Origin of the sequence: Streptomyces sp. NPDC051173 (assembly GCF_040689515.1) — a bacterium.
GTDB lineage: Bacteria > Actinomycetota > Actinomycetes > Streptomycetales > Streptomycetaceae > Streptomyces.
In genome coordinates, this window is the sequence record NZ_JBFBBD010000025.1 from 52,993 (window position 1) to 78,421 (window position 25,429).

18 protein-coding genes are annotated in these 25,429 nt (G+C 73.3%); 11 read left to right on the forward strand and 7 right to left on the reverse strand.

Annotated elements, in window-relative coordinates; translation table 11 throughout:
- Genes AB0435_RS16155 through AB0435_RS16170 form a run of 4 tightly spaced genes read right to left on the reverse strand, consistent with a single transcriptional unit; the run spans position 1 to position 7,505 of the window.
- Complete coding sequence (locus AB0435_RS16155; protein WP_366427255.1) at positions 1-1,593, reverse strand: nitroreductase family protein; 1,593 nt, start codon at positions 1,591-1,593, stop codon at positions 1-3.
- Positions 1,594-1,618: 25 nt separating this feature from the next.
- On the reverse strand, positions 1,619-3,508 hold the full coding sequence (locus tag AB0435_RS16160) for a TOMM precursor leader peptide-binding protein (protein ID WP_366427256.1): 1,890 nt from the start codon (positions 3,506-3,508) through the stop codon (positions 1,619-1,621).
- Entirely contained in the window at positions 3,498-5,732 is a 2,235-nt protein-coding gene (locus tag AB0435_RS16165) for a TOMM precursor leader peptide-binding protein (protein ID WP_366004294.1), read from the reverse strand. Before AB0435_RS16165 ends, AB0435_RS16160 begins: the two co-directional genes overlap by 11 nt.
- A 57-nt stretch (positions 5,733-5,789) precedes the next feature.
- Positions 5,790-7,505, reverse strand: coding sequence for a BTAD domain-containing putative transcriptional regulator (locus tag AB0435_RS16170; RefSeq protein ID WP_366427257.1), 1,716 nt, complete (start codon positions 7,503-7,505; stop codon positions 5,790-5,792).
- 360 nt (positions 7,506-7,865) lie between these two features.
- Here AB0435_RS16170 and AB0435_RS16175 point away from each other — a divergent pair, with 360 nt between their 5' ends.
- A complete protein-coding gene (locus AB0435_RS16175) occupies positions 7,866-8,705 on the forward strand; it encodes a helix-turn-helix transcriptional regulator (protein ID WP_366427258.1) in 840 nt (279 codons plus the stop codon).
- Between the two features lie 255 nt (positions 8,706-8,960).
- Here the strand turns inward: AB0435_RS16175 and AB0435_RS16180 are convergent, their stop codons facing one another.
- Both AB0435_RS16180 and AB0435_RS16185 read right to left on the reverse strand, forming a co-directional pair.
- Positions 8,961-10,220, reverse strand: a complete 1,260-nt coding sequence (locus AB0435_RS16180) for a wax ester/triacylglycerol synthase domain-containing protein (RefSeq protein ID WP_366003723.1) — start codon at positions 10,218-10,220, stop codon at positions 8,961-8,963.
- 238 nt (positions 10,221-10,458) lie between these two features.
- The gene (locus tag AB0435_RS16185; protein ID WP_366427259.1) at positions 10,459-10,824 is read right to left on the reverse strand and encodes a cupin domain-containing protein; all 366 of its coding nucleotides are present in this window, start codon (positions 10,822-10,824) and stop codon (positions 10,459-10,461) included.
- Positions 10,825-10,912: 88 nt separating this feature from the next.
- Here AB0435_RS16185 and AB0435_RS16190 point away from each other — a divergent pair, with 88 nt between their 5' ends.
- From AB0435_RS16190 to AB0435_RS16220, 7 genes are all read left to right on the forward strand, one after another.
- The gene (locus AB0435_RS16190) at positions 10,913-11,758 is read left to right on the forward strand and encodes an AraC family transcriptional regulator (RefSeq protein ID WP_366003721.1); all 846 of its coding nucleotides are present in this window, start codon (positions 10,913-10,915) and stop codon (positions 11,756-11,758) included.
- 371 nt (positions 11,759-12,129) lie between these two features.
- The gene (locus AB0435_RS16195; protein WP_366003720.1) at positions 12,130-12,495 is read left to right on the forward strand and encodes a DUF6233 domain-containing protein; all 366 of its coding nucleotides are present in this window, start codon (positions 12,130-12,132) and stop codon (positions 12,493-12,495) included.
- A gap of 573 nt (positions 12,496-13,068) precedes the next feature.
- A complete protein-coding gene (locus tag AB0435_RS16200; RefSeq protein ID WP_366003719.1) occupies positions 13,069-14,340 on the forward strand; it encodes a phenylacetate--CoA ligase family protein in 1,272 nt (423 codons plus the stop codon).
- Positions 14,337-15,617, forward strand: coding sequence for an MFS transporter (locus AB0435_RS16205; RefSeq protein WP_366003718.1), 1,281 nt, complete (start codon positions 14,337-14,339; stop codon positions 15,615-15,617). Before AB0435_RS16200 ends, AB0435_RS16205 begins: the two co-directional genes overlap by 4 nt.
- The gene (locus AB0435_RS16210) at positions 15,614-16,759 is read left to right on the forward strand and encodes a GNAT family N-acetyltransferase (protein ID WP_366003717.1); all 1,146 of its coding nucleotides are present in this window, start codon (positions 15,614-15,616) and stop codon (positions 16,757-16,759) included. Before AB0435_RS16205 ends, AB0435_RS16210 begins: the two co-directional genes overlap by 4 nt.
- Positions 16,756-17,931, forward strand: a complete 1,176-nt coding sequence (locus AB0435_RS16215; RefSeq protein ID WP_366003716.1) for an acyl-protein synthase — start codon at positions 16,756-16,758, stop codon at positions 17,929-17,931. The genes AB0435_RS16210 and AB0435_RS16215 overlap by 4 nt, the downstream gene beginning before the upstream one ends.
- Positions 17,928-20,429 (forward strand): acyl-CoA reductase, encoded by a 2,502-nt coding sequence (locus AB0435_RS16220; protein ID WP_366427260.1) that lies wholly within the window; start codon positions 17,928-17,930, stop codon positions 20,427-20,429. Before AB0435_RS16215 ends, AB0435_RS16220 begins: the two co-directional genes overlap by 4 nt.
- Positions 20,430-20,496: 67 nt before the next feature.
- Here AB0435_RS16220 and AB0435_RS16225 read toward each other — a convergent pair whose 3' ends face one another.
- Complete coding sequence (locus AB0435_RS16225) at positions 20,497-22,752, reverse strand: family 2 encapsulin nanocompartment cargo protein terpene cyclase (protein WP_366427261.1); 2,256 nt, start codon at positions 22,750-22,752, stop codon at positions 20,497-20,499.
- Positions 22,753-22,945: 193 nt separating this feature from the next.
- Between AB0435_RS16225 and AB0435_RS16230 the strand changes: the two genes are divergently transcribed.
- The 3 genes from AB0435_RS16230 to AB0435_RS16240 all read left to right on the forward strand — a co-directional run bounded on the left by AB0435_RS16230 (position 22,946) and on the right by AB0435_RS16240 (position 25,424).
- Positions 22,946-23,287 carry a DUF937 domain-containing protein gene (locus tag AB0435_RS16230; protein ID WP_366003713.1) on the forward strand — a complete coding sequence of 114 codons (342 nt, stop codon included), beginning with the start codon at positions 22,946-22,948 and terminating at the stop codon, positions 23,285-23,287.
- Positions 23,288-23,406: 119 nt separating this feature from the next.
- Positions 23,407-24,129, forward strand: a complete 723-nt coding sequence (locus AB0435_RS16235) for a hypothetical protein (protein ID WP_366003712.1) — start codon at positions 23,407-23,409, stop codon at positions 24,127-24,129.
- Positions 24,126-25,424, forward strand: a complete 1,299-nt coding sequence (locus AB0435_RS16240) for a HAMP domain-containing sensor histidine kinase (RefSeq protein ID WP_366427262.1) — start codon at positions 24,126-24,128, stop codon at positions 25,422-25,424. Before AB0435_RS16235 ends, AB0435_RS16240 begins: the two co-directional genes overlap by 4 nt.
- Positions 25,425-25,429: the final 5 nt, after the last annotated feature.

Consider the following 25,429-nt stretch of genomic DNA (forward strand, 5'->3'; position numbering starts at 1 on the left):
TCAGGCGAGTTCGTAGCGGAAGTCGGCGGAGCCGGGCCGCTCATGGCCGACGAGCATGATCAGCAGTGGTGACTCGCCACTGCCCGCGAGGTCCAGCTCCTCGACGAACGACACGGCGTCGAAGCCGAGCGCGACACCGCTGCCCACGCCCAGCGCGGCCGCCGCCGTGTAGAAGGTCTGTGCCACCGCCCCGACCGTCGCGTTCACCAGCCGGTAGCCGCGGTCGCCGACCGCGTCGAGCACCGCGGCCATCCGGACGGCCGGCACCACAACGGCCGCGGCCTGCTCCAGGTTGTAGTTGGACAGGAAGTAGTTCCGCTGGAGGAAGCCGCCCGGCGGCCCCGGCCTGACCAGGCGCAGTTCGTGGCTGTCGGGCACATAGGCGTACGTGCCGGGCGCGACGCCCTCGACGTGGTTGACGAAGACGTACAGCTTCGCCAGCGGCGGCCCGTCCGGACCCGTGGCATCACTGCCCACGGACGCCGGCGCGGAGGCCGCCAGGACCGCCGCCAACTGCCCTGCCGCGAGCGGACGTTGGGCGTCGAACCGGCCGAAGCTGCTGCGCCGTCGCCGCAGCGCCTCGCGCACCCCCATGTCCAGCGGATCCGGCTCCGGCAGCGCGACGCGTTCGCCGTCCGCGGCCTCCGGCAGGGCGGCCGCGAGCGCGCCGGGTGCCGGGCGGTCGGTGGCGTGCTCGGCCATGGCCGCCTGGATCCGCCGTACGGCCTCGAAGGCGATCACCTTGCGCGAGCGTTCGCTCTCGGTGCGCCGGACCCGCGGCGCCGCCCCGGTGGGACGTGCCGTGGCCCGCTCCTTGTCCCAGTCCTTGTCCCAGTCCTTGTCCCAGGAGAGCGGCACCACCGCGAAGATGCCCTCCTCCAAGGGGTCGACACCGAGCAGCCGGGCCAGCCGTTCCTCGTCGAACCACAGGGCGGGCTCCACCCGCAGCCCCCGGGCGCGCGCCCAGATCCGCCACGTCTGCAGGGCGGCACCGACGTCCATGCTGACCGCGTGCATGCAGAAGCTGTTGTACTTGAAGGCGTTCTGCCAGAACTTCACGCCGACGACCAGGAACTGATCAGTCGTCACATCGAGGCCCAGCGCCTCGCGCACCTCCGCCGAGACGTCGCCCGTCAGCAGCCGCTCCATTGCGTGGTGCGTGGTGGAGTAGTGGTGGACGCCCGGCGTGAGCGGCCCGCCGGGGCCGTTCACCCAATAGACCGTCACGGGGTAGAGGCCGCCGCCCGAGGCGGTGCCGCGGGACCAGTTGGCGTCGGTGTAGCCCGGCAGGGACGGCAGGTCGGTGTTGGCCTGGACGCCGAGGCGGCGGCCGGTCCGGCCGTAGGAGTCGAGGAGCATCCCGCCCAGCAGCGGCAGGGTGAAGCGCGCCGTACCGGCGCCGGACGACACTCCTTCCCCCACCGTGCCGGAGGAGTCCGTGCCGTCCCCGGCCGGCAGCGGGAAGGACTCCGCGCCGGGGTAGAACTTCCCCTTGCGCGGGCGGTCCGACCAGTCGGGCACGAAGCCGACGGGTTCCATCGGGATCCTGCCGCGGTGCATGATCGCTTCCGCGTAGTCATGGGCGTGACCCACAAGTTCTCCTTAGGTGTTCGGCGGCTCAGGGGAAGGGGTGCGGGGCCGGGTTGAGGTCGGCGGGCTCCAGATCGCGGTCGCGCAGACCGGCCGCGCGCAGCGCCGTCCGCATCCGCGGCATCCGCAGGGCCCGCTGCCGCTGCCGGCCGAAGTCGATCGGCAGCAGCCCGGGCACGAGGACGCTCACCGTGTGCAGGCCCAGCTCGCGCTGCTCGGGCAGCGTCTGGTCGACGACGACCACGTCGAAGCCCGCGCCGGCCACCGCGGCCACACACCGCTCGACGTCGTCCCGCAGATCGGCAGACACCGGGACGCCGGGTCCGAAGAGCTCCGGCAGCGCGCGCTTCGGACCGCCGCCGTCCAGGAGGAACGCGGCGTGGCGGGCCATCTCCGGCAGGCCGTAGACCAGCGGATGGTCGTGCAGGGCCAGCACCTTGTCGAAGTCGGCGGCCATGGCCCGCAGCCGTGCGCCGTCCCGCACGGCCCGGCCCCGGATGTTCACCGCGTCCGTGGCGATCTCGCACAGCCCGCCCGCGAGCGCCGCCTCCGGGTCGAGGCCCGCGCCCGCGCCGAAGCACAGCGCACCGGTCCCGCCGTCCTTCCGCACCGCGACGGCCGTCACCACCGGCACCGGGAAGGTGATCCGGGTGTCGAAGAACCGCGCCTCGTAGCCGTACATCGCGAGCCGGTCCACCATCTGCCGGGTCCGCGGATCCGCGCTGCTCCGCGGGTCGATCTCGGGCAGGGCCGCCTTGCCGTACCACGCGAGCAGGAAGGCGTCCCGCTCGATCACCTCCATCAGCCCGTGGTAGACCGCCTCCTCCAGCGAGCCGCCCGACGCGCAGCCGTTGGAGCTCTCCTGGACGAAGCGGTTCTCCAGGCCGGGCGTGCCGTAGTAGGTGAGGATCTCGGGGACGAGCAGCGGCCGCCGGTCCCGCAGCGAGTACCCCCACACCCACGGGATCTCCCGGTCGGCGGTGAACGGCACCACGCGGGGGTTCGCCCGGTGGAACTCCTCGGTGTACAGCCCGCATTCACGCGGGTCGAGGGCGTCGCCGCCCAGTGCCTCAAGCGACGCCCGCACCTGCGTCCGGCGGCCGCGGGCCCGCATGCCCGCCGCGCGTTCGAGCCCCTCCAGCACACCGACGCGCTCGCTGTCGGCGTAGGAGTCGGCGTGGCCGCCCCAGAACGTCTCGCGCAGATACTCGCCCGAGCGCAACTCGAAGCAGCCGACCGTGGCCGACGTGGACGCCGACGCGACGTCGTGCACCACCCCGGGCCCCAGCGCCCCGCACACCGGGTTGGCGAAGGCCGCCACCGGCAGGTCGTACTCCCGGGCCGCCCGCACCCGGAACGAGCCGGGCCGGTGCTTCGGCGCGGGCCGCAGCGTGAGCGTCGCGGCCCGCGCGCTGTCGGGCACGCACCGCCCGCAGTCCGGGCACTCGGCGTCCGGCACGAGCAGATGCCGCCGGACGCGCAGGGTCTCCAGATCGACGAGGTGGACGGCGCCGAACGGGCCCTCCTCGGCGGGCGCCTCGTCCTGACGGGCCGCCACCAGCGCGGCGACCGCGTCGGTGAGGAAGGGGACGGCGTACGGCGGCCGGCCCGCGGCCCGGGTGCCGGATCCCAGCTCCAGCGCGTCACGCAGCGCACGGCCGCGCACCGACTGCCAGCGCCGGGCCAGGCACCGCGGGCAGGGACCGCCCGGCAGCCCCGCGGCGCGGGGGAGGGGGCCGACGAGCGCGTGGTGGCCGTAGAGCTGCACGCGCGGTCCGAATTCCCGGTCGGCGGAGGGCCCCTGGGCCAGTTCGTCGCGGGTGCCGAGCGCGGTGACCTCGACGGTCGCGGCGCGCGCGGGGGAGTTGTCCAGCAGCCCGGCGAACTCACGGCAGGCGCGCTCCCACTCAGCAGGCACGGGTGCCCTCACGCGTGAGCAGCACCCGGACCGTGCTGATGCCGCCCGCCAGCAGGTCCGCCGAACCGGTGGGCACCACCAGCGCGTCGCGGCCCGCCGCGCGCAGCCGGGCGAGCACCGCCGCGTACGTGGTGGCGTCCGGCCGGGCGGCGCTGTCCCCCTCGACGGCCAGTGCCTCCGGGGCGAGGTCGCCCAGCAGCGGATCGCCCAGGTCCAGGGGGACGTCGCCGTGCTCCGCGAGCTCACGCCCGAGCTGCTCCTGGCCCAGCAGGTCGCGCAGCGCCGCCACCGCGGCCCGCCGCCGGTCCGTCCCGCCCGCCACGGACCAGGCCCAGGCGCCGGTCCGGGGGAGGACGGCGCGGGCGAGGAGCACATGCGCGGAGGAGCGCTGCGTCTCGCCGAGGTCGAGGAGTTCGTAGCCGACACCGAGGTTGCGGGCCGAGCTCACCAGGAACGTGAGCTCCGGGTCGCCGTCCGCCACGTCCCCCGCGATCCGCGCCGTCCCGGCCGTGCCGCGCACGGCCCGCTCCAGGGCGTCGTGGCACAGGGCGGAGAGCAGCCCGCGCGCGGCGGCCCCGGTGGTCGTCCGGCCCGCCCCGGTGCCCGCGGCCGTCGGGGTGTGCAGCCGGTCGCTGTTGTACGGGCCGAAGGTGCGCACCGCGCCCGCCGGGACGAGTGCCTGCCCGCCACCGGTCAGCGAACCGGCCCGGACCCACGCCGTCACGTCACCGGCCCCGGCGGGCAGCCCGCTGGCCACGGTCAGTTCGGCGGGGGCGAGCACCCGGGCGCCCGCCGCGCGGGCCGTGTCCACGGCGCTCCCGGTGAGGACACCGCTCAGCGGGACGACGTGCTCGGCGTAGACACCCGCGGCCGTGTCGAGCGCCGTCAGGCGGGCGCCCGCGACGGTGTGGAGGTCGAACGCCACGATCTGACGGTCCGTGCCGTGCCCCAGAGGCAGGCTCACCGTGCCCACCTTCAGCGGCGTCTGCGTCCAGGGCTCGTCCGTGAACCGGTGGAACACGCCCACGTGCGGCCCGACCAGCACCTGGCGGCTGTTGAGCTCGGCGAGCAGCGCGTCGGTGTCGATGTCCGCCGAGGTGGTGCCGCCCGCCGGGGCGGGCTCGTCCACCGGCAGCTCGACCGGCTCCGGAGCGGTGGTGCCCGCGGTCCGGCAGAACGGGCAGCGGGGGTGCGCCAACAGCGGCTCGGCGACCACGTCGAAGGACTCGACGTCCTGGACGACGACCTGGCCGCGCGTCTCGGCGGGCAGCGCGCCGGTGGTGAGCCGGAAGATCTCGTACCCCAGGAGGTTCCCGATCATCGCCGAGAGGCCGCGGCCGGGCCGCGCCGCGTCGGGCTCCCCGCCCGAGGGCAGACAGATGCCGCTCCACAGGTCGGCCGCAGCGGCGGCGTCGCCGTGGTCACCGAGCCGCAGCACCGCGCAGGCCCAGCAGCCCGTGGTGTCCCGCGTCATCAGCGGGCCGATCACGGCACGGCCGCCGAACATGGCCGCGGGCACCAGCGTCCTGCCCTCCGGCACACCGGCCTCCAGCAGCCGGAAGAGCCGCCGCGATCCCGCAGTGCCGCCGGTGACCACGACGATGTCGTACGCCGTCAGGTCGTCCCAGCCCACGGGCCCGGTCGTCGTCAGCGGCTCCAGCACGACGGGGCAGCCGGCGGAGGTGAGTTCCGCGGCCTCGCCCGCCGCCTCGGCGAAGGCGCCGGTGCCCGCCGGGTGGCCGACGGCGGCGATGCCGTTGCGGACCAGGCTCAGGGCGCACCAGCCGGCGACCGCGTCGTCACCGAGGACGGCGACCCGCGCCGAGCGGAAGGCGGCGAAGCGGCGGGCCGCGTCGTCGGTGTAGTGGTCGACGTAGTCGATCTGCGGGGCGAAGCGCTCGCGCACCCCGGGCGGCAGGGCGGCCGCGGCCGACGCGTCCGGCACTGGCGTGTCACGGGCGAACTCCCGCTCGTACAGCGTCCGCACCAGCCGGCCGACCATGGACCGCTGCTTCTCACCGAGCCCCTCGCACAGGTCGGCGACGAGGTGCTCCCCGTTCAGGTGCGGGACGAGCAGGGTGGCGAACCGGTAGGCGGACGTGGCGTTGAGGTGGAATCCCCCGTGCGCGTTGTGGAACAGCACACCGTCCGGGGTCTCGGTGAAGAGCACGTCACGGCGGATCCGGGGCCGCGTCCCGGCTATCTCTTCGTAGGCTTCCAGCATGTCTCTCACCTCGTGAAGGAGCTTGTGAAGGGGGCTTGTGAAGGAGACGGGCGAAGGTCAGCGGCGCGTGGTCAGCGCCGGTGGGCCGCCCTGGTGTCCGGAGGCGCGCCGGGCGAAGTCCCGGAGCAGCCTGTGCATGCGGTAGTGACCGGCCGGTTCCTCCTCCAGCAGGCTCACGTCCACGAGCCGCTCCAGGATTTCCCCGGCCGGTGCGGGCGGAATGCCGAGGAGGCCCGCCGCGCCCGCCGCCGAGATCCGCGGCAGTGCCGACGCCCCGACGCGGAGAAAGGCATCCGCGAGGCGCGGGTCCAGCCGTTCGAGCGCCTCGCCCAGGGCCTTCGGCACCGACATCCGCGGATCGTCGGGAAGGGAGAGCCGCACCAGCGGGTCCTCGCGCAGCCAGGCCACGCAATCGGCGACCGTCAGCCGCGGCCGGGTGAGCAGGCGCGCGCCCACGATCCGCAGCGCGAGGGGGAAGCGGCCGCACGCCGCCGTCAGTTCACGGAGCGCCTCCGGTTCCGCCCCGGCCCTGGCGTCACCGAGGACGGCCGTCAGCAGCGCGCACGCCTCGTCCTCGGTGAGCGTGTCCAGCCGGTGGACCCAGCCGCCGTGTGCCGCGACGAGCCCGGCCAGGCCGAGCCTGCCGGTCAGGATCGCGGCACCGCCCGCGCCCGTGGGCAACAGCGGCCGCACCTGCTCGGCGTCGGTCACGTCGTCCAGGACCAGCAGCGCCCGCCGGCCGTCCCGGGCCCCGGAGGAGCCCGCCGCCATGCGGTCCAGTTCGGCGGCGACCTCCGCGGCCGCGCGCGGCCTGCCGTCCGCGCGCGTCATCCGTACCGCGAACCGGCCGTCGGGGAAGTGCCGTTCGGCCAGCCGGGCCGTGTGCAGGGCGAGCGCGGTCTTGCCGATGCCCGGGGCACCCGAGAGCACCACGATCGCCGGGGCCGAGCGGTCGGCGGTGAGCCGGTCCACGATCGCGGCGCCCTCGGCGGTACGGCCGGTGAAGTGCGAGACGGTGGCGACCGGCGGGCCCGGCACGGGAGCCGGCGGGACGTCCCGCCGGGGGGCCGCCTCGGCCGGACCGAGGGGGTCGCCGCGCAGGATGCTCAGCTCCAGCCGCCGCAGCCCGGCTCCGGGGTCCACCCCGAGCTCGTCCCGCAGATAGCGCTTGACCTCGCGGAACTCCGCCAGGGCGTCGGCCTGCCTGCCCGTGCGGTAGAGCGCCTCGATGAGCTGCTCCCGCAGCCGCTCGTGGCCCGGGTGCGCCCGTACGGCCGTCCACAGCTCCACGAGCGCCTGCCCGCAGCGGCCCAGCGCGAGTTCGATGTCGCAGGCCCGCTCGACGACGGCCAGCCGCTCCTCGACCAGCCCCGGCAGCTCGCCCCGGCGCAGGAAGTCCGACGGCACGTTGGGCAGCGGCGGCCCCTGCCACAGCGCCAGCGCCTCCTTGAGCGCACACAGCTCGGCCTCCGGATCCCGCTCGGCGCGCGCCCTGGCCCGCAGCTCCCGGAACCGGACCAGGTCGAGGGAACCGGCCTCCACGACGATCCGGTAGCCCCCCGGCACGGACTCGATCACCGCACCGGAAATCCCGTATTTCGTGAACGTCCTGCGCAGCCGCAGCACACACGCGTGCAGTGCCGCCTTCGCCGACGCGGGCTCCTCGTCGCCCCAGATCGCGCGCCGCAGAAAGTCCGTCGAGACCACCGTGTCCGGCCGCAGCAGCAAAGCGGCGAGCAGAATCGTGGGCTTCGAGGGAGGCAGGACCGCCACTTCGGGACCGTCGCAGATCCGCAAAGGACCGAGAACCTTGAAGCGCATATTCTGACACCCCCAAAGAATCCTTATGGATCGCGAATCCCCGAGTCCCGGATCCGGACGCACGGCATCGGACGTCACGGGATGTGAGTCACCGCGACGCCTTCTTCGCCCTCAGAGTCTGCAACAGGTAATCCATCACTCGGAGTGTCGTGAGTTTCAGTGGCGGTCCCGTCAAAGGCGTCCGGAAGCCCTTTCCGGCACCCGTCAACTCGCCCCGCATTCACAGGCTGTTGGCCGCTGGACTGGTCAGCGCCGTCATGATCCGGTAGAAACGGACATGGCAATGATCGATTAAAGACGGGCCGTGAACTGATGGCGAAACAGGACCAAGGTCCCGAGTTTCCGGCGACGGTGGCGTGCCCTCACGGCGATTCCGTCAGCCGGCTGCTGCGCGCCTGGCGGGAGCGGGTCGACCGGCGGCGCATACCCGAGCTGCGCGTCTGGGGGCACCGGGCCGGATCGCGCATGTCACAGGCCGACGTGGCCCGGCTGACCGGCGTGAGCGAGGGCTGGTACCGCGCGCTGGAGACCGGCGCGCCCCGCGAGTTCTCCGACGCCTTCCTGCTGCGCGTCGCCGAGGCGCTGCGGCTGAGCGAGACCGAGAAGCTCACCCTCTTCCTCGGTGTCTCGGGCCGCCGCCCGCCCGTCCGCGGCGGCTGTCACGGCCAGGCGACCGTCGACTCCGCGACGGCCGCCCTCCTCGAACACCAGGCGCCGCACCCGGCCTACCTCTCCGACGCCGCCTGGAACATCGTCGCCGCCAACACCCCCATGACCCGGTGGTTCCCCTTCACCCGCGAACCGCAGGCCAACCTCATGCGCTGGGCCCTCACCTCGGCCGAGGCCCGCACCCAGGTGCTGGACTGGGAGGACACCTGCGCCCGCACCTACCTCCCCATGCTCCGCGTGGCCAGCCACCGGGACCCGCGCGACGCCCGGATCCGGTCCCTGATCGAGGACATCCTCGCCACCAACGGCACCTGCCGCCGCATCTGGGCCGAACAGCACGCCGTGGTCGAGCACCCCGGCGGCCACCGCCTCCGCCTCCGGCTGCCCTTTCACGACGGCGCCGAGATCCAGGTGACCAGCCACGTCCTCGTCCCTGCCGAACACCCGGACCTGCGCTTCGTCGTCGTCACCGCGGTCGCCTGACGGAACGGGCCCCGCGGACGGCCGCTTCGGCCCGCGGCACATCGGGCGGCGACGGCGAAGCGCCTGACGGCTAGGGCCTGTCCGGCGGATCTTGTGGTCGGTGCTGCGGGTGGTCGTCGTCCGCACCACCGCTGCGCGGCGGTGTCCTCAATCTCCCCCAGCGTTAGCTGGGGGAGGCAACCGGCCCGCAGACTGGCAAAGATCCGCCGGACAGGCCCTAGCCGGCGCACGGCGCGGCGGACCGGCTCGCCGGGGTCACCCCTCCACGGCCCGCCGCCACCGCAGGTGCAGCGAGTCCAGGCCGGGCAGGGCGCGGTCCGTCATGAAGCACGCCGTCGAGACTCCGCGATAGGTCAGCATCAGCGAGCCGAACGGGCTCGCCTCCGGGAGACAGCCCACGGGCAGCACATGGGTCACCGGGTCCTCGCCGAGGTGGAGATCGTGCCGGGCCAGCAGCCCCGACACCCCCACCGTGGCGCGGTCCGGGCGGCCGACGGCCCGCAGCAGCCGGGGCAGGAGCCACGCGGGAACGTACGACAGGGACGCCGCGCGGCGCAGCGCCTCGCGGTGGCGCGGCGACCGCAGGGGGGCCGTGGCCCGGATCGCCCCGTCCAGCCGAGCTGTCAACGGCACGTCCCCGCCCGGCAGCGCGAGCCGGACCATCGCCACCTTGTTGCCGGGGGCGGCGGCCTCCTCGGGGCGGCGGAGGTTCGCCGGCATGATCAGCGGCAGTTCCGCGGAGCGGCGCGCGGGAGGCCAGTGGCCGCCCGCCCAGTCCTGCACCGCGTGCGCCAGCGTGGCGAGATAGGCGTCGTTGACGGAGCCGCCCCGGGCGTGGCCGACCTCCCGTAACCGCTCGACGGGCACGCGCGCCCAGCGGAAGGTCCGCCGGGCGGACAGGGGATGCCGGGCGGAGGCCCAGATGACGGACCGGTCGGCCGTGCGTGCCGTCGTGGCCAGGGCGCGGAAGCGGTCCCGCAGCATCACCGGCGGGGCGGGGGAGAGGCCGGGCACCACGGCCGACGACTCGCTGTCCGGGATGCCCCGCGCGGTGAACAGCGTCTCCAGGGTGTGCAGTATCCCCGCGCCGTCCTGCATGGCGTGGTGGACGAGATAGAGCACCGCGTACCGCCCCGGCTCGTGGCCGCGCAGCAGATCGAGGCGCCAGTGCGGTGCCCCCTCGGGCAACGGGACGCGGATGAGCCGCTGGACCTCCCGCTCCAGGTGCTCACGGCCGGGCGGCAGCACGTGCTCCACGACGTGGACGGCCGGGTCGGCGTACCACGCCCGCGTCCATCCGCTGCTCGTGTCGGTGAGGAAGTGCGTCAGCGCGGGCAGGGCGGGCAGCCGCTCGGCGACGTGGTCACGCAGTCGTCCGACGGGCGGGGCGGTGCCGGTGAGGTGGAGCAGGGCCCCGATGCGGAGCTGGGCGTCGGGGTGGTGCACGGGGAAGCTCCGCATGGCTCGGTCGATGAGGGCGGGCGGGTGCGCGTGGGCGTGCGTGCCGTCGGACATGGCCGGACTTCTTCCCCGCACCCGCCCTTGCCGAACCGGAGATTCCGCCTCGACCGCCCTACCCCAGGCCTGCCCGGGACCGCCCCCCCCCGGGCCTCCCGGGCCGCAACGCACCGCCCATGACGGCCTGATGAGCCCGAGAGGCCCCGACCCGCCCCACCCGCAGGGGAGATGACACGGACTCCGCGGAGGACGGACGCCTTGTTTCCACGGAGAACCCGTCACCCCTCCGTTCCGGTCACGCGCCGCCGGCCGGCCCGTCCGGGACGGTCGCCGAGCCCGCGGCCGGCACGCCCGCCGGCTCCAGCAGCAGGATGGACGTCTCCTCCTCGGCCCTGGGGCAGTGCTCCGTACCCCGCGGCACCACGAAGAGCTCACCCGGCTCCAGGACGACGTCCCCGTCCCTGAGCCGGATCGTCAGCCGGCCGCTCACGACCAGGAACAGCTCGTCCGTGTCGTCATGGGTGTGCCAGACGAACTCGCCCCGCACCTTGGCGAGTTTGACTTCGTAGTCGTTGAGGCCCGCTATCTTCCGCTGGACCCAGTGGCCCTGGACGGCCGCGAGCTCCGCGGCGAGGTTCACGGCTCGGGTGGTCGTGGTCATGGTGGCTCCTCCTGGCACGCGGCCGGTGCTCCGGCCGATGCCCCGAGTGTGCCGGGAGCGGTCACCTGCGGTCTTGTACGTTCCTTGCATGATCGGAGACCGTCCCCGTACGAAGGTCAGCGCCTGGCGGCCGGCCGTGCCCGGCATCGCCGAGGTGTTCCACGCCCGCTTCGTCGACCACGCCTATCCGGCCCACGCCCACGACACCTGGGCGCTGATGATCATCGACGCGGGCTCCGTCGAGTTCGCGCTCGACCGCCATCACCACGGAGCCACCGGGACGGGCACCGTCGCCCTGCTGCCGCCCGGGGTCCCGCACGACGGGAGGACCGTCACGGCCGCCGGCTTCCGCAAGCGCGTGCTCTACCTCGACACGACGGTCCTCCCCGAGCGGTTCACCGGCCGGGCCGCCGGGGTGCCCGTCCTCCTCGACGGCCTGCTGTGGCGGCGCGTGCACGGGCTGCACACGGCCCTCGCCCACGCCGGGGACGCCTTCGAGGCGGAGTCCCGGCTCTCCTTCGTCCGCGAGCGGCTCCACGGGCACCTCGACCGGCTCGCCACCACGCGTCCGGCCGCGCCCGGCCGCGAAGCGGGGCGTCTGGCCACGCAGTTGCGCGATCTGCTCGACTCCCGCATACGCGCGGGCCTCTCGCTCGAAGAGGCGGCCGGTGTCCTGCGCGCCCACCCCACCCACCTCATCCGCTGCTTCAAGCAGACGTACGGACTGCCGCCGCACGCCTATCTGACAGGCAAGCGGATCGAGCGGGCGCGCTCGCTGCTGCTGTCCGGACAGTGCCCGGCGGAGGTCGCCACCGCCGTCGGCTTCTACGACCAGTCCCACCTGAACCGCCATTTCACCCGGCACGTCGGCACGACACCCGCCCGCTTCACCGCTGCGGGCGCCCGCGGCCCGCGGCGCCTTCCCCCTCTTTGAGTTCCTTCGCCTTGAGACCGGCTTGAGACCGCCTTGACACCGAAGGGCGCGCGTTCTTCCTCGCGCACCCGTTCCGACCGGACCGCTGAGAGGCGTCCGGCGGACCGGAAGGGTGAATCGGTATCCGGCGCCGGGCCCCCGTTCGGGGGAACCGCCGCGCTTCCGGGAACCGTGCCCGAGCCCGTGGCGGACGTCAACTCACCGGAGCCCAGCGGAAAATGACGTGTTTCGGCCACGGTCCGGAAGTCGCTCACGTGGCCTTACGGCGACCGCTCTCCCGGCGGAACCGCTCCGCGCCGCAGGCCACCCGCATATGCCGCCTTCAGGCAACCCGCCCGGCCCGCACTCCGCCACTGCTAGCGTCGCGCGGCATGGAGCAGCTCTTCAGCCACGACGAACTCGCCCTTATCACGGCGGCCGCAGACGAAGCGGGCATGCCCCCGCGGGAGTGGGTCCGCTGCGCGGTCCTCCAGCACCTCACGGAGGATCCGTACGAGGAGCCGCGCGTCGCCTCCCGTACGCCGTACCGGCCGGACCTGGAGCACGCGGTCTGGCCGGTCACCTCCCACACCCGGTCCGGCAGGACCATGCACGAAGTGCACCACGCGGGCTGCTGGGTGCCCAAGGGCGGCGAGGAGACCCTCACCACGGCCGAGGCGCGTGACGAGCTCCTCGCGAGCAAGGCCCGGCCGTGCGACGCCTGCCTGCCGGAACGGTTCCTTACGCCCACGTCGTAGCCGCCGGGCGGACCCGGGCGCCGGCGGGCGCGGATTTCCGTAAGGGACCCGTCAAGGCCGGCTGAAACGCCGCTCTGCCTCAGAGGCAATTCCGTGCGCCCCCGGTGAGGATTCACCGACGGACGAGCAACGCCGTCCGGTGAATTGTTCGTTGATATCTGATGCGGGTCGGCGCAACGCTATGCAAAGACCGGGCGCCCTTCCAGTGACGGTTCACACAGCGACGTGCGGGACGTCAACTCACAGGCCGGGGCCGAAGCGAGGGACGAACCGCCGCAGGAGCCAGCATACCGGGTGTTTGCCGCACGCGGGCAAATCATGCCATCCGCTGGCATTTACGGCCATCACGGGTGCCGCCGTTTCCGGCCAATCCCGACGTCCGGGGCGTCGCCGATTTTGCGGTACGTTCTGCCGTGTTCCATCATTGAGCGTGCGTCAGTTGTGATGCACAAGCAACGCGAGTATGTGGGGGACATATCTCGTTCAGCTTTCAATTGGTGGCGGCGGTGCACTGCTTCCCGCCCCGCCGAGGAACACTCCTCATTTTCTTTCTCGTCACTAGGCAAAGGCCGCATGCCCGTCCATCAGCTTCCGGACCTCATACGTCACGCCCGTGAAAACTCCCCGTACTACGCGAATCTCTACGCCTCCCTGACGCCGGATGTGGATTGCCTCACGGCTCTTCCCGTCGTGGACCAGGGAGAATTCTGGGCAGCCAACACACTCCACGACAATCGCGTGCTCACCGCACCGCTCACCGAGGCGTCCGTCTACAAGACGGGCGGCACCACCGGCGCACCCAAGTTCTCCTGCTACACCCGGGAGGAATGGCGGGAGTTCGTCACCGCGTTCGGCGCGGGACTCGTCGACGCGGGGCTGAAGCCCGGTCACCGCGTGGCGGACCTCTTCTACGCAGGTGAGCTGTACGCCAGCTTCCTCTTCATCCTCGACTCCCTCGCCCACGCGCCCGTGGAGAACGTGCGCCTGCCCATCGGCGGCGCCGCGCCGCTGGAGTCGACGGTCCCCACCCTCCGCGACTTCGCCGCACAGGTCGTCGCGGGCACCCCGACCACGCTCTGCCGCCTCGCCGAGCACCTGGTCGCCCAGGGCGAGCAGCTGCCCGCCGTGGAGCTGCTGTTCTTCGGCGGCGAGGCGCTCTTCGACGACCAGCGACGCCTGCTGGCCGCCGCCTTCCCCAACGCCGAAGCGCGCTCCCTCGGTTACGCCAGTGTCGACGCCGGCCTGCTCGGCCGCCCCGTACCCGGCCCCGACGCGCGCGTCCACCGCGCCTTCACCCCGCACTCCGTCGTCGAGATCCTCGACGAGACGACCGGGGAGCCGATCACCGAGGCGGGCCGCCCCGGACGCGTCGTCGTGACCAGCCTCTTCCGCAGCCTCATGCCGATCATCCGCTACCCCGCGGGTGACCGCGCGGAGTGGACGGACACCGAGGCGGGCCACTTCCGCATCCTCGGCCGCGCCGAGGAAGGCGTGCGCGTCGGACCGGTGTCGCTGTACTCGCAGGACGCGCAGAACGCCGTCGCCGAGGCGGACACCGAGGGCCGCATCGTCGGCATGCAGCTCGTGGTGCGCCGCTGGGACGGCCGCGACGGCCTCGTCCTGCGCCTGGCCACGGCCCCCGGCGACGAGGACCCGGCCGGTCTGGACGTCCTCGCCAAGGAGGTCGTCGAGGGGCTGTGCACGGCACGCCCGCTCTACCCCGACAGCCTGCGCGCCGGATTCGTCCACCCGATGGAGGTGGAGTGGGTCCGCAACCGCGACCTCGCGGTCAACTCCCGCTCCGGCAAGCTCATCCGCGTCATCGACGAGAGGCCGACAGCATGACCGCCCCGACAGCGGAGCGGCCCCGCAGACTCCCGCTCGTCCTGCGCAACCGCGCCTTCGGCGCCGTCTGGCTCGGCCAGGTGCTGACCCAGGCCGCGGTCCGGATGTTCCAGGTCGGCGTCTCCTGGTGGCTCGTCGCCTACGCCGTCAGCGGCGGCAACGGACTCGCGTCCGGGCTGTTCATGGCCGTCAGCACGCTGCCCGCCGTGGCCCTGGCCCCCGTCGTCGCCCGCGCCATCGCGCGCGTCGCCCACCGCACGCTGCTGCGAACCGCCGCGGCCACCGCGGGCGTTGTCGCGACGGCGCTCGCCGCCTGGGCGTACGCGAGCGACCTGCCGCTCGCCGCCGCGTACGCCGCGACCCTCGCCCTGGCCACCTGCCAGGCGTTCTTCGACCCCTGCCTGACCACCTCCGTGCCCGAACTCGTCGACGACGAGGACATCGAGGCGGCCACCGGCTTCGAGCTGTCCACCCAGTCGCTGGCGAGCCTCGGCGGGGCGCTGCTCGGCGCCCTGATCGTCGACCGCGCCGGAGTGGCCGGACTCGCCGTCGGCTGCGCGGCCGCCTATGTGACGGCCGCCCTCCTCATCGCGACCGTGCGCTTCCGCACCGCGGCCGCCGAGGCCGGGGAAGGCGCGGACGGCGAGGAGCGCCGGACGCTGCGTCAGGTCCTGGCCGGCCTGCCCTTCGTCCGCAAGATCCTCATCAGCTTCACCGCCGCCAACCTCTTCACCACCGCCGTCTTCGTCGTCATCCCGCTCTACACCAAGGGCGTGCTCCACGGCGGTGGCGGCACCGTCGCCCTGCTGGAGGCCTCGCTCGGCGCGGGCACGCTGATCGGCTCGTTCAGCGGCGCCCGGGTGCCCGGCCGGCCCACCGTCGTCGGCTCGCTGTGCCTGGCCACGATGGCCCTCGCCCTCGGCCTGCCCGGCATCGTCGGCGAACGGCCCGTCATCGCGGGCTGCCTGGCCGTGGCCGGCTGGTGCGTCGGCGTGATCGGCGTCCGCTTCGTGGCGCTCTTCCAGCGCCTCGTCCCCGCGGCCGACAAGCCCGCCTTCTTCGCCGTGATGCAGGCCGTGCTCGGCGCGACCTTCCCCGTGGCCTCCCTGCTCTTCGGCGCGCTCGGCGACCAGCTGTCGCCGCAGACGCTCTGCCTGATCCAGGCGGCCGGACTGGTGCCCGCCGCCTGCGCGCTGGCCCTGCTGCGCGAGCGCGCCCCGGCCCCGGAGGCCGCGCCCGCGGCGGCCGAGCCGGAAGCCGTGGGAGCCGCCCGGTGAGCGTCACCATCGAGCAGGCCACGCCCGCCGACATAGCCGAGCTCCGGCAGCTCTACTACGCCGTCTACGGGCCGCACTACCCCACGGCCCTGGGCACCGACCCCGCCGTGATGTCCCGGCTCATCGCGGACCCGTACACCCTCTGGCTCGTGGCCCGCCGCACCGGAACCGGGGGCGTCGTCGGATCGGCGGCCATCCACAGCGAACCCGGCGGCCGCCTCGGCCGCCTCGAAGGGCTCGCCGTGCACCCCGACCAGCGTGGCACGGGCCTCGCCGGGGCCCTCACCGAGGAACTGTGCGCCCGGATGCTCGACACCGGCCGCCTCGACTCGGTCTACGCCACGGTCCGCACCGTCAGCGCCGGACCCCAGCGCGTCGTCTCGCGCAACGGCTTCCGGCCGATGGGCATCCTGCCCAACGCGGTCGACCTCGACTGCCGGGAGAGCCTCGCGCTCTACGCGCGTCACTCTCCCGGTGTGCTGGACCGGCGGATCCCCGTCGACGAGGTGCCCGCGCCCCTGCTGCCGCTCCTGCGGAACGTCGAGCGCAGCCTCGGCATCAGCTACGCGGGCACCCGGGCCACCGCACCGCTCCCCGCACCGGCCAGGACGTCGGACGCGCGACTGGAGATGATCGAGGCACCGGCCTTCGTCCGCCGCCGCTTCCACGACCAGTTCCCCGACGCCGCCCAGTGGTTCTACCCGCTGCACACCCCCAACGTGCTGCTGGTGCCGGACGACGGCGACTTCGAGGTGTACGCCTATCTGAACCGCACCGGCAAATACTGCGCCCTGGTCGCGGGCCACCCGGACCCGGCGGCCGCCGCCGGTCACCTCGAACCGATCACCCGGGCGCTCACCCGCGCGGGCGCGGGCTACGTCGAGGCACTGGTGCCGCTCGCCCACCACGGTGCGCTGTCGGCCTTCCTGGCCCAGGGCTTCCTGCCGAGCGCCCTCTACCCCGCGATGCGCCCCGAGGGCGACGGCTTCCACGACTACGTCGTGCTGACCAGGACCACCGAACACATCGACTTCCGCGGCGTCGTCGTCGACGAACCCCTCCAGCCCTACCTGGACTTCTACGTCTCGGCCTGGGCGTCGACCTATCTGCCCGCCGTGACCGTACCCGAGGTTGTCTCATGAGCCCCGTGAACCCCCATCTCGCCCCGATCGACGTTCCCGACCCGCACGCGCTGTCCCGGGTCCAGGAACTGTGCGACCTGGCCGACCCCTACGCGACCGGCCCCGCCGAGGACGCGCTGTTCACGGCCGCCATGGCCGAGATCAACGCCTGGCACACCGACCGGTCCCCGTTCTTCCGGAAGCTGTACGAGGCCACGGCGCCCGTCGAGCCCGCCGCGCCCGCCGAGCCGTACCGCGCGCCCCTCGTGCACGCCAACTTCTTCAAGCGCCACGAGGTCCTGTCCATCCCCCGGGACGACGTGGACCTGCACCTGACCTCCTCCGGCACCACCGGCCAGAAGTCCCAGATGTTCTTCGACCGGTGGACGATCCGCTCCGCCCAGCGCATGGTCGCCCGCATCTTCGACCGCAACGGCTGGATCACCCCCGAGCAGGACGTCAACTACCTCCTCTACAGCTACGAACCCGCCCGCGACCTCAAGCTGGGCACCTCCTTCACCGACAACTACCTCTGCGACTTCGCGCCCGCCCGCCAGGTCGAGTACGCCCTGCGCAACACCGGCAACGGCCACGAGTTCGACCCCTTCGGCTGCGTCGCCGCCCTGCGCCGCTTCGCGGACGAGGACGCGCCCGTACGGATCCTCGGCTTCCCCGCGTTCCTCTGGTTCACCCTGGAGCGGATGCGTGCCATGGGCCTGCCGCCCCTGACGCTCCCCGAGGGCTCCCTGGTGATCCTCGGCGGCGGCTGGAAGGGCCACACGGACCAGCGGATCGGCAAGGACGAGCTCTACAGCCGCGTCACCGGGCAACTGGGCATCCCCTCCGAGCGGATCCGGGACACCTTCGGCTCCGTCGAGCACTGCATCCCCTACATCGAGTGCGACCACCACAACCTGCACGCACCCGTCTGGTCCCGGATCTCCGCGCGCTCCACCCGCACCCTCGAAGCGCTGCCCTACGGCGAGCCCGGCTATCTGCACCTCGTCTCGCCGTACATCACCTCCGTGCCGGCCCAGAGCGTCCTCATGGGCGACCTCGCCTCCGTGCGGCCCGGCGGCGAGTGCGGCTGCGAGCTCGCCACCGACTGGTTCACCGTCCACGGCCGGGCCGGGGTGAGCCGCAACCGCAGCTGTGCCGTCGCCGCCGCCGAACTGATGAAGGGAATGTCATGACCGACACCATGAACCACCACTACTGGCAGGGCGCCTTCATCGGTGACGACGAGGCCGAGCGGCGGCTGGCCACGCTGCCGGCCGCCGTCGAGGCCGCGCTCGCCGCGCCGCTCGCCACCGAGACGGTCCTCGCCGCCTGCGACCGGCTGGCCACGGCCCTGGCCGACCCGGCCCACCCCGTCTCCGTACGCCTCGCCGAGCACCTCCCCGCCGACGAGGACGGCGGCCTCCTCGCCGAACTCGCCGCCTTCCTCGGCCGCGACGCCCTCACCCGCAAGCTCCGCCGCGAACTCGGCTCCACCGCACCCCAGCGGCTGGGCCGTCCCGACGCGAAGGAGACCGTCTACGAAGCCTGGGCACCCGTCGGCCTCGTCGCCCACATCGCCCCCGGCAACGCCGCCAGCGTCGCCCCGCTCAGCCTCGTCGAGGGCCTCCTCGCCGGCAACGTCAACATCCTCAAGACCAGCAGCGGCGACACCCTCCTCGCCCAGCACCTGCTCGCCGAGCTGGCCGCCCTCGACCCGACCGGCGCCCTCGCCGACCGCGTCATCGTGCTGCGCTTCTCCTCCTCCCGGCAGGACTGGCTGCGCCTGATGTGCGCGCCCGCCGACGCCGTCGCCGTCTGGGGCGGCGAGGCCGCGGTCGAAGGCGTGGCCGCCCATGTGCCGCCCGGCTGCCGCCTGGTGGAGTGGGGACACAAGATCTCCTTCGCCTACCTCACCCGCGACGCGTGGCAGGACCCGGCCACCCTCGCCGCGCTGGCCGCCGACGTCTGCCTCTTCGAGCAGCAGGCGTGCTCCAGCCCCCAGGTCGTCTACCTCGACACCGAGGACACCGACGAGGTCTTCGCCTTCGCCGACCGCTTCGCCGAGGCCCTGGCCGCCATGCCGGCCCCCACGGGCGAGGCGCTCGACGCGGCCGAGGAGGCCGAGCTCACCACCACGGAGCTGATCGCCCGCCTGGAGGAACACCTCGGCCTGACCCGCGTGCTGACCGCGCCCGACGGCACCTGGCGCGTCCTGGCCGACACCCGGCCCGTCCTCACCGCCTCCCCGCTGCACCGCAGCGTGTGGATCAAGCCGCTGCCCCGCAAGCGGATCATCCCCACCCTGCGCCCCATGCGCCGCTACCTCCAGACCGCCGGCATCGCGGGCAGCCGCCCGGACATCGCGGAGCTGTCCGGCACGGTCCTGGCCGCGGGCGCCACCCGCGTCACGCCCGTCGGCGCCATGACGGCGGGCTACTCCGGCGAACCCCACGACGGCGTCTACGCCCTCCAGCGCTACAGCCGCCGCGTCGCCGTCCAGGCCGACGAGCGCTTCACCACCACCGCCTGCCTCGACGACCTCGCCCGGCCCGTCGTCCTCCCGCCGCCGAGCGGGCCCCTGCGGGACAAGGCCGACGTCCAGGAGCTCAACCAGCACGTCGACCCGCGCGACGCCGAGCTGTACTTCCGCAGCGGCGGCAGCACCGGCACCCCCGCGCTGTCGCTCTTCAGCTACGACGACTACGACACCCAGATGCACGCCGCCGCCCGCGGCCTGCTCGCCGCGGGCTACGACCCGGCCCGGGACCGCACGGCCAACCTCTTCTACTGCGGCGGGATGTACGGCAGCTTCATCAGCTTCTTCTCCATCCTGGAGCGGCTGGGCGGCGTCCAACTGCCCATGGCCGCGGGCACCGACCACCGGGCGACCGCCGAGACGATCGTCGCCCACCGGGCCGACACCCTCTTCGGAATGCCCTCCTACCTCTGGCAGCTGCTCCACGAGGAAGCGGACCTGCTGCGCTCCTACGGCGGCATCCGCAAGATCTTCTACGGCGGCGAGCACTTCACCGCCGAACAGCGCCGCACCCTCACCGAGACCTTCGGCATCGAGGTCATCCACTCCATCACCTACGGCAGCACCGACCTGGGCCCGCTGGGCTATCAGTGCACCGAGAGCGGCGGCAGCGTCCACCACCTGCACGCCGACCTCCACACCCTGGAGGTCCTCGACGTCGACGACGACCGCCCGGTGGAGCCGGGGGAGACCGGCCGGCTGGTCTTCACCACCCACGCCCGGCGCGGCCAGGACCTCGGCCGCTACGTCATAGGCGACCTCGGCCGCGCCCTCCCCGGCCGCTGCCCCTGCGGCAGCCACGCCCCGAGGTTCGAGCTCCTCGGGCGGCTCGGTGACGTGATGCGCGTGGCGACGTACTTCCTCAACTACCGCCGGTTCGTGGCCATCGCGGAGGAGCGCCTGCACTACAGCGGCGAGCTCCAGATCGCGCTGGCCAACGGCGGCCCCCGGGAGGCGCTCACCGTCCGCATGGAGCGCGCGGGCGACGTCCCCGCGGAGGCGGCACGCGACGCCTTCCTCGCCGACTACCCCGAGCTCCGCTCGGCCGTGGACGAGCGGCTGCTCGACCTCACCGTGGAGACCGTGGACGGCGCCGACCTCGACCGCACCCCGATGAGCGGCAAGCTGCGGGCGGTCGTGGACGCCCGGCAGTAGGCAGTACGGCGGAAAGGGGGGCGAGGCGTTGGCCTTGCCCCCCTTTCCGCCGTCCCGCGACCGAGGGCTACCCGACCCCCACCGGCGGGGCCAGCCGTGCCGCGGACGTCCCGAGTCCGCTCGGAGTGAACAGCGGCGCGGGCGCCGCCGGCTTCGCGTGGTGGCGCAGCAGGTCCTCCTCCGCGTAGCGGAAGCACCCCTCGTGCCAGTTCAGGATCCCCGACATCCAGTTCTTGAGCTCGTCCGCGTACGCGGTCAGCGCCGTGCGCGCCTCCTCGTTCAGGCCGAAGTCCTCGAAGAGCGCGGGCAGTTGCGTGGCGACGATGTACTGGAACTCGCGCATCCGGGACGTCATCAGGTCGCCGACGATGCCGAGCGCCTCGGTGATCCCGCAGTCGAAGAAGTTCTGCACCACGAGGATGGCGTTGTGCACCTCGCCCTCGAACTCGATCTCCTTCTGGTAGGAGAAGACGTCGTTCATCAGGCAGGCGTAGTCGGCGGCCGCGGACTCCAGGGCCCTGACGGGCCGGGTGTCGTAGATCTCCGGTGGCACGGCGCTGCCGTGGCCGATCCGGCAGAGGCTCATCGTGAGATCGGAGCCGAAGGTCTTGCGCCGCATCTCGATGTAGTCGACGGGCTCGGGGATGCGGTTCTGCTTCTGGTTGGCCAGCTCCCACAGCCAGCTCTCCAGCATGGCGGTGACGCCCGCCCGGAAGGTCCGGCGGTCGTCGGGCCCCATCGGACCCGCCGTGCGCTGCCACAAGTCGGCCAGGCCCCGCTCCAGCGGGGTCAGCGGCGCGGGCATCGCGGTGAGGTCCAGCGGCATCAGCAGCAGGAGCCGCTCGTGACAGGCCTTCGCCGCCGTCATGTCCGGGGTCCGCCCGAACGCCACCGGGTAGTAGTCGTCCGCGTACGTGCCCCAGGTGAGCCAGTCCGAGGCCAGGTCCAGTTCCTCGGGCGTCGCGTCCGGGTGGATGCCGGCCGCGCACAGGGGCAGGTCGATGTCCTTGAGCCGGGCCTCGTCCCAGATCTCGGAGCCGGGCAGCCCGGGCACGGGCTCCAGGATCCCCGTGCGGTGGCTCCACTCGACGTTGTGCCGCCGGGCGCCCTCCAGGTGGGGGCTCAGCCGGAGTTCGTAGGGCATGGCGAAGTCCGGGTGCGGCAGCGGGCCGACCTTCTGGAACGGCACGTGCGTGAAGCTCCTGAGCCGGGCCGGCAAGGACGCGACCAGGGACGACACCAGCCGGGCCGCCGAGGTGCCGAGACCCGAGGGCCCGGCCATCGGACCGCCCGCCGCGGCGAGGAGCGAGTGCTCCGAAGCCCTGTTATCCGCCGCCCCGTTCATATAGCGGCTGGAGCGCATGTGCCACTCGTGCCCGCCGGACTGCCAGTCCTGGAGCCCCTTCACGTACGCGAAGACATCGGCCCACGCCTCGGGCCCCAGCCCGTGCTCCAGGAGCAGGGGCCCGACCTCGGTGAGCGCGGTGTGCTCGAACTGCTGGAGCCGGGAGGTGAGCAGGTCGTTGACGGCGTCGGCGGCCTCCTGGGTGCCTACGCCCAGGAACTTCTCCAGGACCAGGATCGCGTTGGCCAGCTCCCCCTCGTCCTGGGTCTCCCGCTGGTACGAGAAGATGTCGTTGCGCAGGTGCACGCCGTCGGCGAACGTGTCCTTGAGGACGCGCATCGGCCGGGAGGCCGCGATGACGGCCGGGACCTCGGCGCCCGCCGCGTGCTCCACGAGATGCGCCGACCAGGGCGCGCCGCCCACCTTGCGGCGCATCTCGATGTATTCGACCGGGTTGGACACCCGGCCCTCGTTGATGTTGGAGAGCTCCCACAGCGACTCCTCCAGGAGGTGCCGGGTGCTCTCCTTGAAACGCCGCCGCCAGTCCTCCGACATCACCGGGACCGTGCGCGCCCAGAGGTCGGCGAGCCCCGCCTCGACCTGGTTGGTGGGCGTCTCGGTGGCGTCCTCCGGGCGGATGGGCATGAAGGCGGGCAGGCGGTCCAGATACGCCTTCGCGCCGGGCATGTCCCGGGTGCGCTTGAAGATGTCGAGGAAGTGGTCGTCGAAGAAGAACACCCAGACGTACCAGTCGGTGATCAGGTCGAGCTCCGGACCCGACGCGTCGGGGTGGGTATAGGCACACAACAGCGCGTAGTCATGGGAGTCGAAGTCCGACTCGTCCCAGATCCCGGAGCCCTCGATCATCCGCATCTCGCGGGCCCACGCCTTGGTGTGGACGCGGGCCCCCTCCAGATGAGGATTGAGGCGTGCGGGGTGCGGCACGTAGAAGGTGGGGAGTTCGAAGGGCTGTGGCATGGTGGACCACGCTAGTTCGCGAGGCCGTGCCGGATAGATCAGGAAGTCGTACTTCCGCCCGATCCGGTGAAAGCTCCCGGTGACCCGCTTAAGGATCTTGTTGTCCGGTGTGTCCCCCACGACCTGCTCTCCCGGGGTGACCGTTCCGCGATCTTGCGTACGGGGACAGGTGCCCGCACGTAAGGTCGTGAGCATGGGCGATGACTCATTGCAGAAGGACGTGCTCCAGGAGCTCGGCGACGACCGGATCGAGGAGCTCGCCGGCGAGCTCGGCACGGACACCGAAACGGCCAAGAGGGTCGTGGAGGCCACGGTTGCCGAGCTGCCCGACGAGCTGACCGCGGCGCCCGCGGGGGTGCAGGGACTGGCCGGGCTGGGCGGCGGCCTGATGTCCGGTGTCCTCGCCAAGCTCAGCGGGCCGGTGGCGAACGCCGTGGCCAAGAAGACGGGACTGCCGCCCGCGACGGTCGCCCGCGCGCTGGAACTGCTGCTTCCCGTGGTCCTGACGACGATCGCCAAACGCCGCAACCGCTGACCGGGGCCTGGCGGGCCCGGTCGGCCCGGCCGTGGCGCCCCGCCCCGGGCCGCCACGCGCGGCACTCGCATAACATCGTGGTGTCCGCAGCCGCACGCCCCACGACCATGGACCCAGCAGTGACCGGAGCCGTCCGCCCCCGACGCACCCGCTTCAGGCGACCCCTGTGGGCGCTCGCGCTCATGGCGCTGGCGGCCGCGGGGACGGGGTGCCAGGTCGCGGGGGAGCCGGTCGCCGCCGGCACGACGGCCCCCGTCGCGGCCCCCGCCCAGCTCTGGCCCGAGCGGACCCCGGCCCCCGTCCCGACGGGTGAGCAGCGCGACGACGTCACCGCCACGCGCGTCCCGGGCATCCCTGCCGTACCCTCCGGGGACATCCGGAAGGTCGACCCCTACGCCGTGGTCAAGGCCGAGGTCGCCGCCCACCGGCACGACGTCACCGGCGCCGACGGGCTGGACGAGGAGACCGCGGCCAGGATCGCCTCCTGTTCGGAGGCGGAGCGGAACTGCCCCATCCGCACCCCCGTCTACCGGGACCTCACGGGCGACGGCCACGACGACCTGATCGTCGGCATCGAGATGGCCGACCACCTCCTGGGGCTGCGCTGCTACACCCTCGACAAGGGCGAGCTCACCCGCGTGATGTCCACCGTCGTACGGCCCTCGTCCATCGAGGTGGCGGGCCGGGACGTGATCGTCTGGGAGCCGTCCGACACCCCGCACTACGCCGTGCGCTCGGTCTACTCCTGGGACTCCCACCGGCATTACATGGAGCTGAAGAGCGACGAGATCCGCCGCGTCGAGGCCACCACCGCCCCGCGCCCGACGGAGACCCGGCGATGAGGGCCGGCCTCCGCGCGCCACGGCTGCCCAGGATCTCCCGCTTCGGCTCGCTGTACGGGAAGTTCACGCTCTTCCTCGCCGTCATGTGCTGTGTCGTCGCCGCGGTCCTCGGCATCCTGGTGCACGTCATCGTCACCCGGCAGACCGTCCACCAGGCCCGCGTCGAGGCGCTCGAGCGGCTCGACTCCGCCGCCCGCGCCTATTCCGTCGGCGACCCCGTGCACCACCAGGCATCGCTGAACCCGCCCGAACTCCCGCCGGGGCTGCGGGATCTGGCGCTGCGCGGCCGCCGGGGCACCGCCCTCGGCGACGACCACGGCGTGGCCACGATGTGGGCCGCCACCCCCGCGGCCGGTGGGGTACTCGCCAGCCGGCTCGACTACCGCCACAGCGCCGCCACCATCGAGGGACTCGACCGCGCCATCATCGGCTCCTCGACGCTGGCGATCGGCGGGACCCTGCTCGTCGGCGTCTTCGCCGTCTCCCGGGTCACCCGCCGGCTGCACCGCACCGCCGACGTGGCGCGGCGCATCAGTGCGGGCGACCTCGACGCCCGGGTCGCCGACCCGCGCACCGCCGACCTCTCCAAGCCGCAGGACGAGGTGGCCGCCGTCTCCGCGGCGCTCGACGCGATGGCGGCCACCCTCCAGGAACGGCTCCAGAGCGAACAGCGGTTCACCGCCGACGTGGCCCACGAGCTGCGCACCCCTCTCGCCGGCCTCCAGGCGTCGGCCGACCTGCTGCCGCCCGGGCGCCCCACCGAGCTCGTGCGCGACCGCGTGCAGGCGCTGCGCCGGCTCACCGAGGACCTGCTGGAGATCTCCCGGCTGGACTCGCTCACGGAACAGGCCGACTTCGACGAGCACCAGCTGGGGCAGCTGGCCGAGCGGGCCGTACGGGCCTCCGGCCTCGACGCCGGGGTGCGCGTCGTGCGCGACGCCTGCGTGGTGACCGACCGGCGCCGCCTCGAACGCGTCCTCAGCAACCTGCTCGCCAACGCCCACCGGCACGGCCGCCCGCCCGTCACCCTCACCGTGGACGGCCCCGTGATCACCGTCCGCGACCACGGCGAGGGCTACCCCGGCTACCTCCTGGAGCACGGCCCGCAGCGGTTCCGCACGGAACCGACGGGCTCCGGCGGCAAGGGGCACGGCCTGGGTCTGACCATCGCGGCCGGCCAGGCGAGGATCATCGAGGCGCGGCTGACGTTCGCCAACGCGGCGGACGGCGGCGCGGTGACCGTCCTGACGCTGCCCGAGTGCGACGACGACCACGAGGTCGCCCCGGCGCCGTGACCGGG